This window comes from Hyphomonas sp. (assembly GCF_017792385.1).
GTDB lineage: Bacteria > Pseudomonadota > Alphaproteobacteria > Caulobacterales > Hyphomonadaceae > Hyphomonas.
The window spans coordinates 409683-421670 of sequence record NZ_CP051230.1 but is presented as its reverse complement, the minus strand read 5'-3'; the positions used below and the strand labels follow the sequence as shown (position 1 = coordinate 421670).

The 11988-nt window shown below is 60.1% G+C and carries 13 protein-coding genes; 8 read left to right on the top strand and 5 right to left on the bottom strand.

Annotation, left to right across the window (positions count from 1 at the left end; all coding sequences use genetic code 11):
- The first annotated feature begins 31 nt into the window (after positions 1 to 31).
- The 3 genes from HF955_RS02040 (at position 32) to HF955_RS02030 (ending at position 2315) form a co-directional block, all read left to right on the top strand.
- Positions 32 to 937 (top strand): mechanosensitive ion channel family protein, encoded by a 906-nt coding sequence (locus HF955_RS02040; RefSeq protein ID WP_291077430.1) that lies wholly within the window; start codon positions 32 to 34, stop codon positions 935 to 937.
- A gap of 54 nt (positions 938 to 991) precedes the next feature.
- Complete coding sequence (locus tag HF955_RS02035; protein WP_291077428.1) at positions 992 to 1750, top strand: DUF2270 domain-containing protein; 759 nt, start codon at positions 992 to 994, stop codon at positions 1748 to 1750.
- Between the two features lie 64 nt (positions 1751 to 1814).
- Positions 1815 to 2315, top strand: a complete 501-nt coding sequence (locus HF955_RS02030; RefSeq protein ID WP_291077427.1) for a nuclear transport factor 2 family protein — start codon at positions 1815 to 1817, stop codon at positions 2313 to 2315.
- Positions 2316 to 2320: 5 nt separating this feature from the next.
- Here the strand turns inward: HF955_RS02030 and HF955_RS02025 are convergent, their stop codons facing one another.
- The gene (locus tag HF955_RS02025; RefSeq protein WP_027837292.1) at positions 2321 to 3196 is read right to left on the bottom strand and encodes a MoxR family ATPase; all 876 of its coding nucleotides are present in this window, start codon (positions 3194 to 3196) and stop codon (positions 2321 to 2323) included.
- 394 nt (positions 3197 to 3590) lie between these two features.
- Between HF955_RS02025 and HF955_RS02020 the strand changes: the two genes are divergently transcribed.
- Genes HF955_RS02020 through HF955_RS02010 form a run of 3 tightly spaced genes read left to right on the top strand, consistent with a single transcriptional unit; the run spans position 3591 to position 4939 of the window.
- Complete coding sequence (locus HF955_RS02020) at positions 3591 to 3977, top strand: flagellar biosynthesis repressor FlbT (RefSeq protein ID WP_291077424.1); 387 nt, start codon at positions 3591 to 3593, stop codon at positions 3975 to 3977.
- The gene (locus HF955_RS02015; RefSeq protein WP_291077422.1) at positions 3977 to 4282 is read left to right on the top strand and encodes a hypothetical protein; all 306 of its coding nucleotides are present in this window, start codon (positions 3977 to 3979) and stop codon (positions 4280 to 4282) included. The genes HF955_RS02020 and HF955_RS02015 overlap by 1 nt, the downstream gene beginning before the upstream one ends.
- A gap of 9 nt (positions 4283 to 4291) precedes the next feature.
- Entirely contained in the window at positions 4292 to 4939 is a 648-nt protein-coding gene (locus HF955_RS02010) for a MarC family protein (RefSeq protein ID WP_027837295.1), read from the top strand.
- 11 nt (positions 4940 to 4950) lie between these two features.
- Here HF955_RS02010 and HF955_RS02005 read toward each other — a convergent pair whose 3' ends face one another.
- The gene (locus HF955_RS02005; RefSeq protein ID WP_291077419.1) at positions 4951 to 6240 is read right to left on the bottom strand and encodes a hypothetical protein; all 1290 of its coding nucleotides are present in this window, start codon (positions 6238 to 6240) and stop codon (positions 4951 to 4953) included.
- A 282-nt stretch (positions 6241 to 6522) separates the two neighbouring features.
- On the opposite strand from HF955_RS02005, the gene dksA reads away from it, so the two are divergent.
- Positions 6523 to 6939 (top strand): RNA polymerase-binding protein DksA, encoded by a 417-nt coding sequence (gene dksA / locus HF955_RS02000; RefSeq protein ID WP_027837297.1) that lies wholly within the window; start codon positions 6523 to 6525, stop codon positions 6937 to 6939.
- 339 nt (positions 6940 to 7278) lie between these two features.
- Positions 7279 to 8340, top strand: coding sequence for a FliM/FliN family flagellar motor switch protein (locus tag HF955_RS01995; protein WP_291077416.1), 1062 nt, complete (start codon positions 7279 to 7281; stop codon positions 8338 to 8340).
- Between the two features lie 20 nt (positions 8341 to 8360).
- Here HF955_RS01995 and HF955_RS01990 read toward each other — a convergent pair whose 3' ends face one another.
- The 3 genes from HF955_RS01990 to HF955_RS01980 form a co-directional block, all read right to left on the bottom strand.
- Positions 8361 to 9347 (bottom strand): tellurium resistance protein TerC, encoded by a 987-nt coding sequence (locus HF955_RS01990; RefSeq protein WP_291077414.1) that lies wholly within the window; start codon positions 9345 to 9347, stop codon positions 8361 to 8363.
- A gap of 61 nt (positions 9348 to 9408) precedes the next feature.
- The gene (locus tag HF955_RS01985) at positions 9409 to 10056 is read right to left on the bottom strand and encodes a YceI family protein (protein ID WP_291077412.1); all 648 of its coding nucleotides are present in this window, start codon (positions 10054 to 10056) and stop codon (positions 9409 to 9411) included.
- A gap of 2 nt (positions 10057 to 10058) precedes the next feature.
- Positions 10059 to 11951: a DUF885 family protein gene (locus HF955_RS01980; RefSeq protein ID WP_291077411.1), complete on the bottom strand. Its 1893-nt coding sequence runs from the start codon at positions 11949 to 11951 to the stop codon at positions 10059 to 10061.
- Positions 11952 to 11988 lie beyond the last annotated feature (37 nt).

Sequence of the window (11988 nt, the reverse complement as noted above, 5' to 3'; positions counted from 1 at the left end):
AACCCTCGGACTGGTTTCGCGTTGAATTGCCATGGAATTCACACCCATAGCGGATCTCGAATCCGAAATCGAAAGCATGGCGACGGCCTTTTTCAAAAGTCTGCCGAACCTGTCCATCGCACTGGTCGTCGTGATTGGTGCGCTGATCGCGGGCCGGGTCGTTCGAGCCATCGTCTCGGCAGCGATGCATCGTGCCCATGTCCGCGATGCGCTGGTCACACTTGCACGAAACCTGATTTCGATAGCCGCGTGGATTGTCGGCATTGCGATCGCGATGACCGTCATTTTCCCGTCCGTGTCTCCCTCCGACATCATTGCAGGTCTGGGCCTTACATCCGTTGCCATCGGTTTTGCATTCAAGGATGTGTTCGAGAACTTCCTGGCCGGCGTCATCATTCTTGGCCGGGAAAAACTGCGCATCGGCGACGTGATCGAATGTGAGGACGTTTATGGCCGCGTCGAAAACATCCTCATCCGGGAAACCCATGTGCGCGAGACCGATGGGGAACTGGTGATCGTGCCAAACTCCTACCTGTTCAAGAATCCGGTGAACATCGAAACGGATCGCGGACTGAAACGGCAGGAGCTGGTCGTGGGGGTCGATTATGACACCGACATGCGCCAGGCGAAATCTGTTCTCCAGGAAGCGCTGAATTCCTGCAACACGGTGAAACAATCTGAAACGAAGGATGTCCAGTGCGTATCCTTTGGGGGATCATCCATAGACTTCAAACTGCTCTGGTGGTCCGGCAGCCGGCCAGCGGACCAGCGCGAGACGTATGATGAGGTGGCGTTTGCGGTCAAGGATGCGCTTGATGCCGCCGGGATCACCATTCCCTTTCCCCAATCGACGCTGTCCTTCCGGGACGAGGCCGTGCCCATTCCGCTGCAGACCCGTGGCACCGATAGCCGGGAACCGGCGAATGATGCCGGGTAGGGGCCCGCGCATTGCCCCTTGGCGCGGGAGAGACTCGCGCTCTACAATGTCTGCATGAGCGATATTGAATTCAGTGAAGACCCGGACGGCGATCCGCCGGAAGCCATTGTCGGCAGCAAGGAAGTCGGCGCGCTGGCGCACTTGTATCGCGCGGAAGTCTATCGCTCGACCATCTGGCGCCAGCGTCTGGACCAGACGACAAACTGGGCCGTGATTTCGACAGGGATCGGCCTGTCAGTATCCTTTGCCAGCGATCGCGCATCTCCCTTTCCCATCGTGCTGGTAGGTGCGCTGTGCATCATGTTTCTGATGCTGGAAGCCCGGCGGTATCGATTCTTCTATGTCTGGCGCTTCCGGGCGCGCGTGCTGGAGATCGCCTTCTACGTGCCCATGCTGCGCGGGAAGGGCGCCCGCATCCCGCTGGATCGCGGCACGGCCTTGTCGGATGACTATGAAAAGCCCCAGTATCGAATTTCCATGGCGCGGGCGATCGGCCGGCGCCTGCGGCGCAATTATGGCTGGATTTTCGCCATCCAGGGGGCAGCCTATTTTGCGAAGATCGCGATCCACCCCACGGACGTCCTGACGCTGGGCGAGTTTGTCCGGCGCGCGCATATCGGCCCGATCCCGGGTCTGGTTTCAATTGTCTGCGGACTCATGTTCCACGCCGCCTGGATGACGCTGGCCTGGAAAACATGGTTCGACGAACGCCAGGACAAGACCAAGATGGCCGACTTCCTGAAAAGCCGCGAAGACGTGAACAAGCGGCCCAAGGCGCAGCCGCTGGGCGAGATCGATGTGCAGGCGGATTAGGACATTCGGCCACACCTCGCCAGCGCGGTGGAATACGCCTTAGATAGCAGGGAGGAGAAAAGACATGTATCGGAAAGCCGGAAGTATTGGCGGCGTGATGGCTATAGCGCTCACGGTCGTGGCCGCATGCGGGCAAAGCGAGCCTTATGATCCTGCGATCGATACTGCCGCAGAGACTGAGCAGATCGATCAGTTGCGGGAAGATTTCGTCGTCGCCATTGCCGCGCAGGATTTTGGTGCACTCGCGGCGCTCAGTAATCCGGAGTTCGAACAGACGCTCCCGGGCGGACCGGAACACCTGAAAATGTACGAGTTTGCGGCCGGACCGCTTCCGCCCGGCTACAGTCTCGATATTACCCCGAAGGAGATTGTCGTGATCGATGAAGAGTGGGCATACGAATATGGCACGACAATTGTTTCATACCAGCCAGACGGTGCGGACTCACCGCAACGCATTCCGAATACCTATCTCATGATCCTGAAGAAGCACGAAGGTCGCTGGACGCCTTACCGTGAAGTGGCGAGCGCATCGGCTCCGCCGGGTGGTTGGCCCTCCAGCGAGTAATCAGATCAGCCCGCCGGGCCTCTGCGGCCGCCGCCATTGCCGTCGCCGCGGCGGGCGAGGAAGGCGAGGCGTTCGAACAGGGCGACGTCCTGCTCGTTTTTCAGGAGTGCACCGTGCAGGGGCGGGGTCAGGCGGTCCGGATCCTGTTCCTTGAGGGTCTCGAGGTCGATGTCCTCATTCATCAGGAGCTTCAGCCAGTCGAGTAGCTCAGACGTGGATGGCTTCTTCTTCACACCGGGCAGTTCGCGCATGGCGTAGAAGGTGGTCAGCGCGTCCTTCACCAGCTTCTTCTTGATGTCCGGGAAGTGCACATCCACGATTTCCTGCATCGTCTCTTCGTCGGGGAATTTGATGAAGTGGAAGAAGCAGCGGCGCAGGAAGGCGTCCGGCAACTCCTTTTCATTGTTCGACGTGATGATCACGATCGGGCGCTGTTTGGCTTTCACGGTCTCATCGGTCTCGTAGACATAGAATTCCATGCGGTCGAGTTCCTGAAGAAGGTCGTTCGGGAATTCGATGTCGGCCTTGTCGATCTCGTCGATCAGCAGGATGGGGCGCTTCTCGGCGGTGAACGCTTCCCACAGCTTGCCCTTCTTGATGTAGTTCGCCACGTCCTTGGCGCGCTCTTCGCCCATCTGTCCATCGCGCAGGCGGGATACCGCGTCATATTCATACAGGCCCTGGCTTGCCTTCGTGGTGGACTTGATATGCCATTCGATGAGTTCCGCGCCGAGTGCCTTGGCCACTTCGATGGCGAGGACGGTCTTTCCGGTTCCGGGTTCGCCCTTGATCAGCAGGGGGCGCTCCAGTGCGATAGCGGCGTTCACGGCCACTTTCAAATCCTCGGTCGCGACGTAATCCTTGGTGCCTTCGAAACGCATGAACTCTTCCTCATCTGGGTCTGACGCAACAATAGTGTCGCGAAAGTCAGGGGCAAGCGCTGACGTGGGGAAAGGGGCACCGCACTGCAGCATCGATTCTGTTTCTGCTGCGTCGGCCCTTGTGGTAAAAGGAAGCCAGCCATGCGTACCGCCGCAGTGCCTCAAGCTTCAGATGAGCGCCGCGCTGGATTTGGTTAGGTCGTTCCCCTGAGGACCGTGACGGACCGAACCCATCGCAGGCCTGTTGATCCTACGCATTCGGGAACCGGGCGCATGGCACATTTATCCTCTTGCAATAGATTGAATCCAATCACGCCCTCTTACGGAATCGCAATCAAGCGTTAACGCCTTTCTGCAAATTTTGTTGAAATCTGCAGGAGTGGAACCAAACGCCATGCCATTGAAGCTGTCCCTTAAACCGGGCGAAACATTCGTGGTGAACGGCGCGGTCGTCCGGAACGGCGATCGGCGCGGCGTACTCCTGCTCGAAACCCGTGCGCGCGTGCTTCGGGAAAAGGACATTCTCCGTCCGACAGACGCCACCACCCATGCGGGGCGAGCCTATTTTGCGATCATGCAGATGTATCTGCTGGGCGAGGTCGATGGCCCCGCCTATGCACAAACGGCTGAAGCCCTCGCCGCATGCCTTGCAGCTTGTGACACCCAGGAAGACCGCGACGCCGTTCTCGAAATTTCCGCCGACGTCGCGGGAGCCAATCTCTACCGGGCACTCAGCCGGTGCCGGAAACTCATGGCGGCCAGTCCGCAGGAGCCCGGCTGATGGCGAACGTCATGCGCGCAGATACCGTATCCCACACCAAGCCCGTGTCCCTGGACGACGCCATCGCGCTGCTGGAGGCGGGGAAGGGCGAGGGCCTTGTGGTCGATCTCGGCAATGGTCGCACGGCCATGGCTGACGGGCATCGGGGCGATGAAGGCTTGCTGCAAAGGCTGCGCGGTCACCGCATGATGTTGTCGCTGGCCTCGGGCGGGGCAGACCTGTCCCGTTTCGCCGCAATGAGCGACACCGTGATCGTGGCACCGCTGGTGCAGGAAATCCTCGACGCCGCGGCGCAAAAGGACTAGGGCGCGCCCATGAGCGCTGACCTGATCTCCCTTTTCACAGCCACCTTTGTCACCTTCTTCGTCTTGATCGACGCATTGGGTGTGGCGCCCGTATTCGCGACGCTGACGGCCAATGGTGATGCAGCCTATCGCCGGCGCATGGCGATCAAGTCCATCTTCGTGGCCACGATCATCATCTATGGTTTCGCATTTGGCGGGTCCTGGCTGTTGGGCGCCATGCACATCTCGATTGACGCTTTCCGGGCCGCCGGCGGCATTCTCCTGTTCATGATTGCCCTGGACATGGTGTTCGAGAAGCGCACCGAGCGGCGTGAAAACCGCGCTGAGGAGCATCTCGGCACACACGCTGCCGACCCCGAGCCGGACGACATTTCCGTGTTTCCGCTTGGCATTCCGATGGTGGCCGGACCCGGATCCATTGCCACCGCCATGTTCTACATGTCGGACAAATCAGACTGGATCGAAAAGGGGATCGTCCTGTCGGCCATCGGCCTGAACCTGATCCTCACCCTGGTGATCTTTCTCATTGCCGGTCCGCTGGTGCGCATGATGGGCGCAAGCGTGGCCGGTGCCCTGACGCGGATCCTCGGCGTGATCCTGGCGGCACTGTCGGTTCAGTTGCTGATCGACGGCATTCGCGGCGCCTTCAACCTGTAGCGCCGCGGCGATTAGATGCCTGAAGGTTCAACCTTCTTTGGCAATCGGACATTCCGGCGGAAGGTGGCAATCATCACATAGAGAAGGGCCAGGCCGGATGCGGTCAGCCCCATGACCTGAAGCATCAATTGCTGTGTCCACTTGATGCCGGTGTCGGCAATGCGCAGTGCGCCCGCTCCGTCCTGCTTCACCAGGGCCACAGCCCGGTCGCCGCCAGCCTCGGCCAGAAGCCGGGCGCGCCGCAGGTCCGAACTGTCCTTCACATGCTCTATCAGGGTAATCGCGGCCGGTGTGCTGGTCAGCAGGCCGATCCGGTCGATTTGTGCGAGATCCCGCTCCAGTTCGGTAAGTCCTTCGGCATTGATCGAGCCAAGATAGGCCGCCCGTACCCGGTCAACCCGCACGCTTGTGGTCGCCAGTTCCCCAAGGGCCTCTTCGAGGGCCGGCTTCAGAACATCATCGGGCAGGGCGCCATTCAAGCGCTCTCTCAGATAGGTGGTGAACTCTGGTGTCATCCGGCGTGCCCGCCGGGCGGATTTGAGAATGGAGGCCGCCCGTACATTGCCGTCCGCCAGTTTTGTGCCGGCCTCGGTGCCGATCAGGCCGATGGCAGTCATTTTGAGTGTGATAGGGTCCATGCGGTCACCGTCCACCCAACGTTCGGAATTGTTGGCGAGATCTGCGAATGTCCCAAGCAGGACGAAGCGGCGGTCCGAAGAGCGCGTGTTGCCGGCGACCGTGACTTCGGTCGCGGAAGGGACCGCGTCGGAAGACGCCGCCGGATCCGCAGGAGACTCATCCTCAGAGGCGGTCTCAACCGGGTCCGCGCCGGGCGGTGTGAGATTGGCGAGGCTGCTGGCGCCGGCTGAAGCCTGCGCCTGTTCATACTTCAGGCCGATGTCGAGCGGCAGCTTTCGCAAGGCTGCGGCGGCCAGCCGGTCATCGGCGCGATCAAGTTTGACGCCATTGGAATCAGCTTCCAGTTCCCGAACGGATTCGCGATCAAGCATTTGCGGCGCCGCAAGCAGGAAGCCCCGCGCGGCGGACACATCCATATCTGTCAGTTCACGTTCAACTATGTCGTGCCAGAACTTGTACTTGTCGCCACCGCTTCTTGGTGCAATCGCGGCGAAGGTCTCGTCCATGTTGCGGCGGGTCTGGTCGATTGCCTCGATCGTCGGAGAATCGGAGAATCCCTCGCCGGAGAAGGCCATGGCCAGGCTTTGCGCCGCGATCACAGGCATCAGGATCAGCAGTGAGTTGAACACCACTGCCTGCATCCAACCGGATGATTTATCCATAGTTTTCCGGCGTCGGGCCATCTACGCTGAAACCAGTGCATCTGTTGCGTTTTGGACAGGGAACCATACAGCGCATCGTGGCGCGAAAGATCAAGGGCTGGCCTGTAAATTGCACCGGTTTCGTCGTTTTCGGGTCCCCCGATTGGGTAACAATCTCATGAGGAATACATGATTTTGCCTCAATTGTCTGAAAACATTGACGAAAATTACACAGCCTCGGGAATTGCAGAGAATCACTAGGCGGTCTATATCCGCCCCCAAACAGAGTAAGGTGAAGAAGCGATGAGTGTTGACCTTTCGGACGACTATCGCCCCTCGGACGACGAGGAGTTCATGAACGAGCGTCAGCTCGCCTACTTCCGTCGGCTTCTGGAAAACTGGAAAGCCGACATTCTGGACGGCGCCAAGCAGACCATCAACAACCTCCAGGGCGAGTCCGGCTCTTTGCCCGACATTGTTGACCGCGCGTCCGCGGAGAGTGACAAGGCCCTCGAGCTGCGGACCCGCGACCGCCAGCGCAAACTGATTTCCAAGATCGATTCCGCCCTGCGCCGCATTGATGATGGGTCCTACGGATATTGCGAAGTGACGGGTGAGCCGATTGGCCTGCGCCGGCTTGAAGCCCGTCCGACGGCAACGCTGAGCCTTGAGGCGCAGGAGCGACACGAGCGCAAGGAACGCACCTTGCGCGACGACTAGGTCGACCTGTCCATAGAGCAAAAAGAACGGCGGTAATCCTTTCCCGGATTACCGCCGTTTTCATTCGCCCATCTACCCAACGCTTCGGCGGTTATGCTTGGAGCCTCATGCGTTGAAGACATGATGGCACCGAGGTCCAAACGATGTCTTACAGCATGGTAATCAAGGCCTTAACGCGAAGACGTGATATTTAACACGAACCGCGCCGATCTTAACGCTGGCGGAGTTCAGGGATTGAGCATGGCTGATAACGAGGTGACCGAAGCGCAAATTCCTAACCAGTCGTTAACCGTATCTGACGCAAAACAACGGGGAACACGCGAACCGGCCGACCGATCCATGAAGACCAATTTGCCTCTTGCTGCCGATGACGGATGGGACATGTCGCCCCGGCGTGAAGCTGACATCATGCTCGACATGCCGACCACATTCGAGCCGATCACGCCCGAGCGGCCAATTCCGACGGCAAGAGGGGTGCTCAGTGCCGCTGAGATCGAGGCGCTTTTGCGACCGGATCTCGATGACATGCCGGAACCTGATCCGGAGCCCGAACAGATCACGGCCATGCCAGTGGCTGAACTGCCAGCCAAGCCTGCCGCGACACCGACCGAGCTTTCCGAAGATGCGAGGAGAATCGCCTCCCGACTGAGTCTGGCGCTGCGAGACGGGTGCGGGCTGAAAGCCGCCGCCATTGCCCGGGCCAGCGCGCGCGGCGATTTTGACCAGGGACTCGCCACGGATTGCGCCGGTCGCGGCGCCGCCATTGCCTGCTTTTCCGCGCCAGGCGGCGAGATTGCCGCCATGCTGGTGCTGAGCGGACCGCTGGCCAACGCCCTGATCGAGACAGCATGTGGCGGCAAGCCCGGTGAGGCTTCCAGCCGGCCGCTGACCCCCATGGATTCCGCGTTGCTGGAGGGGCTGGTCCGGCCGTTGGGAAGTGCGATTGCCCCTGCGCTCAAATTCTCGCGCATCGAGACTGACGCCGAGTTCGCGGCCGCTCTGGCCGGGCCCGGCATGGCCTCGATCCTGGATCTCGATGTGCGCGTGGATGAAGCGAGACTGCCTGCGCGACTGATCCTCGCGGAAGATGATTTGTTCGACGTGTCGAGCGACCCGGCGCCGGTGCGCAAGCCTGCGCGCCCGGTTGCTGCCGAACCGGCTGCCGGAGCAGGGGCGATGACAGCCGTTCTGACTGCGCGGGTCGCCTCACTCAGCGTACCCTTGTCGCGCCTGGCGGATCTGAAACCCGGATCGACGCTGTTGCTCGGCTTGCCGGCCGATCAGCCGGTGGAGCTGCTGACCGGGGGCCGCGACGGGGCTGTGGTGGCGGAAGGCGAGATCGGCCGCAAGGGCACACGCATGGCCTTGCGTATCAATCGGCGCACGGCCCTGCTGCGCTAGGCAGCAGGCCGCCTCCGGACTTAGTGCATCTGGGATTCTGCGCCCGCGATCGAGGCTTCCTCGGTCCCGCCACCCCGGATCTCCGCTTCCTTCTGGGCCCAGAGACGGCGCTGGTAGCGCACGGAAATGATGTCGGTCACCACCAGCACGAAGATGACGAGATAGAAGGAGGATTTCGACATCGCCTCGATCGTGTAGCTGAACAGTTTCATATGGGCGAGATGCGCGCCCTCGGTGACCAGCAGGACACCAACCAGAAACAGGATGAACAGGCCGAGGACTTCGTACATCCGGTTCTTCTTGAGGAATTCCGCAACCGTATTGGCCATCAGGGCCATCACAATGCCGGACACGATAATGGCGATGGCCATCAGCCAGACCTGATAGTCCTTGCCGGGCCGGCAGGCGACGGCATCTGCCATGGGCTGGGCGATCAGCGCTTCCTTGCAGTCCGTGATGGTGCCCTTGAACGTGCCAATTGTCTCACCTGCCGCGTTCACAATCTGGGCGACCTCGACATTCGCAATGGCCATGGCTGACAGAATGGAGTCGAAGGAAAAGACGAGGTTCATCGAGACAATCAGGGTGATGGCCTGCATGACCGATTTCTTTTTTCCGCCTTCGCTGTGTTCGATGTGCTCAACCGTCAGCATGTGGGAGATTTCCTTGATCGCCGTGTAGATGATGAAGGCTCCACCCGCCAGCGTGATCAGACTCTGGAAGGTGAACTCGCCCTCAAAGAAGCCGTTGAAGTTGAATCCGAAGAGCGGCTCTGCCAGTGCGTCGAACAGGGCAACGATGATGAAGAGGAGGACAATCCGGAACAGGACGGCCAGGCCGATCCCCCATTGACGAACCATCGGCGCCTTGGCCTCGCCAACCCGTTTGGATTCGATTGAAATATAGAGAAGATTGTCGAAACCCAGAACTGCCTGAAGCATCAACAGCATCAACAGCGTAAACAGGCCCGATACGGAGAACACCTCCGCCAACATTTCACCCAGCATCCCCAAATCTCCTGATGACAAATTGGTCCAGTCCCCTGATAGGGACGGTCAAACGTTCAGATCAAGTTACGCCGGGTGTCTTTATCAGTTCCGCCTCGATTTCGATCTCCACGTCATCCGTCAGTAGGCCGCTGAACCGGTCGATCCCGAAATCCGTGCGATCCAGACGGGCGGTAGCGGAAAAGCCGGCCACATCGGCATTCCGCAAACGGTCGTGACCAGAACCGTTGAACCGTACCGCCAGCACAATCGGCGCTGTCCGGCCTCGCAGGGTAAGAAGGCCTTCGACATCGGCTGTGACCGGCCCGGTCAGCAATATTCGGGTCGACTGGAAGCGGGCTTCCGGAAACGGGTCCGCATTGAACCAGTCCGGTCCCATCAGGGTTTCGGCAAACGCGTCATTCGCAATGTCGAGAGAGGTCATGTCGACCCGCCCTTCAACCCGGGCGGTTTCCGGAGAGTCCGGCTGCCCGCTCAGGCGGACGTCGAAGCGCTCGAAACGGCCGATGAAAGTCGAATAGCCGAGATGATCGATCTTGAAAGTGATCGCAGCATGCGCCGGATCGAGCTGCCAGTCGCCCCCCTCCATGCCGGAGACGTCCGTGCTGACGTCCGGTTTCAGGATGGGGGCAATGACGGACGTACACGCCGCCGCGCTTGCCAGCGCTACAGATGCGAGGCCGGCGAGGGCGAGGCGGCGGACACGCATGGTCAGGCTGCCTGCTTTTCGGCGACCCAGGCTTTCACATTCTCTTCCAGAATGCTCAGCGGAACCGGTCCATCCTTCAGCACAACGTCATGGAATTCGGCGATATCGAACGCATCGCCCAGCTCGGTCTTCGCCATCTCCCGCAGTTCCAGGATCTTGAGCATGCCGATCTTGTAGGCGGTGGCCTGACCCGGCATCACGATGTAACGCTCAATGGCCTTCTTCGCATCGCCCTCCGGGTTGGGCGTATTGTCCAGCAAGTACTGGATGGCTTCTTCCCGCGTCCATTTCTTGTCATGGATGCCTGTATCGACGACCAGACGGGCTGCGCGCCAGATCTCCATGGCGAGCCGGCCGAAATCGTCATACGGGTCGGAATAATACCCCATCTCCTTGGGCAGGAATTCCGAATACAGGCCCCAGCCTTCGGAGAAGGCGGTGTAGCCACCATATTTGCGGAAGCTCGGAATGCCCTCCAGTTCCTGCGCGATGGCGATCTGCATGTGGTGACCGGGAATGCCTTCATGGAAGGCCAGGGCCTGCAACTGATAGGTCGGCATGTCCTGCATCCGGTACAGGTTGGCGTAATACGTGCCCGGACGGCTGCCATCGGGGGCAGGGCGCGAGTAGAAGGCCTTGCCGGCGGATTTCTCGCGAAACGGCTCGACCGCCTTCACGATCATGTCGGCTTTCGGGAATGTGTTGAAGACGCTGGGCAGATCAGCTTTCATCAGCTCGATCTGGCGCCGGGCCTCGGAGAGGTATTCCTCGCGTCCCTCGGCGGTGTTCGGCAGATAGAATTGCGGATCGGTCCGCATGAATTCGAAGAATTCCTTCAGGGTGCCTTCGAAGCCGACTTTGGTCATGATGTCGCGCATTTCGCCATGAATGCGGGCCACTTCGTCCAGTCCGAGTTGATGGATTTCCGCGGCGCTTCTGTCCGTCGTGGTCATGCGCTTCAGGCGCATCGCATAATAGGCCTCCGCGTCCGGCAATTTCCATGCGCCGTCATCTGTGGTGGCCGTTTCAGCTTGCGCTGTCATCACGGCGATCAGGTTTTCATAGGCCGGCCCAACCCATCCGGTCAGGGCATCGGCGGCAGCCGCCAGCAATTCATCCGATTTGGCGGAATCAATTTCACCGGACTCGACCAGGCCGGCCACCTTGCCGCGGAAATCCTTCATCAGCGGGCTGTCCTCGGTGCCGTCGCTGACATCCGAGGTGAAGGGATAGCCGGTGATGACGCTCTGGGAGTCGTTGAGGATGTAGGGATAAGCGAAAGCCGGAGGCTGGATTCCGAGGCTGGCGGCATATTCCGCATTCTCGATGTTGCCGGCCAAGTACCCCTTGATGCCTTCCAGACGGGCAATATAGGCCTCGGCGTCGGACAGGCTGGTCACGCCGTGCTGGTTGACCAGGAAGGCCGGGATGCCTGACTGCACGCCGCCCATCTGGTCGAAGACGTAGTCGTGATGGCGAAAGGGAAAGGCAGCTTCGGCTTCTGCCAGTTCGTATTCTGCCAAGCGCCAGGACAGCTTGGCCTGATCATCCAGCAGATCATAGTCGAAGGCGGCCTGCATCTCCGCGACATTGGCGCGTTGGATTTCCATCTCCTCGATGGCGGCCTCATCGGAAACGTCGTTCCATTTATCGTAATCGGTCTTCACACCCAGATACGTCTGGTACATCGGGTTACGGGCCAGCATTTCTTGAAACTTGACTTCAAACCAGGCGTTGAGGCGCGCAGATTCCTCGGCGACGAGTTCGGCGCGGTCGATCTGTGCAGGGGCCGGCGGCGGGACGGCAGCGACCGGCGGAGGCAGCGCATCATCGGGCTGGCTCTGGCAGGCGCCGAGCAGCAGAAGGGCTGCGATTGCTGTTGAAGTCCGTCTCATGAAAACCTCCGATTCCACTGTGATTTCTGCAATTTTC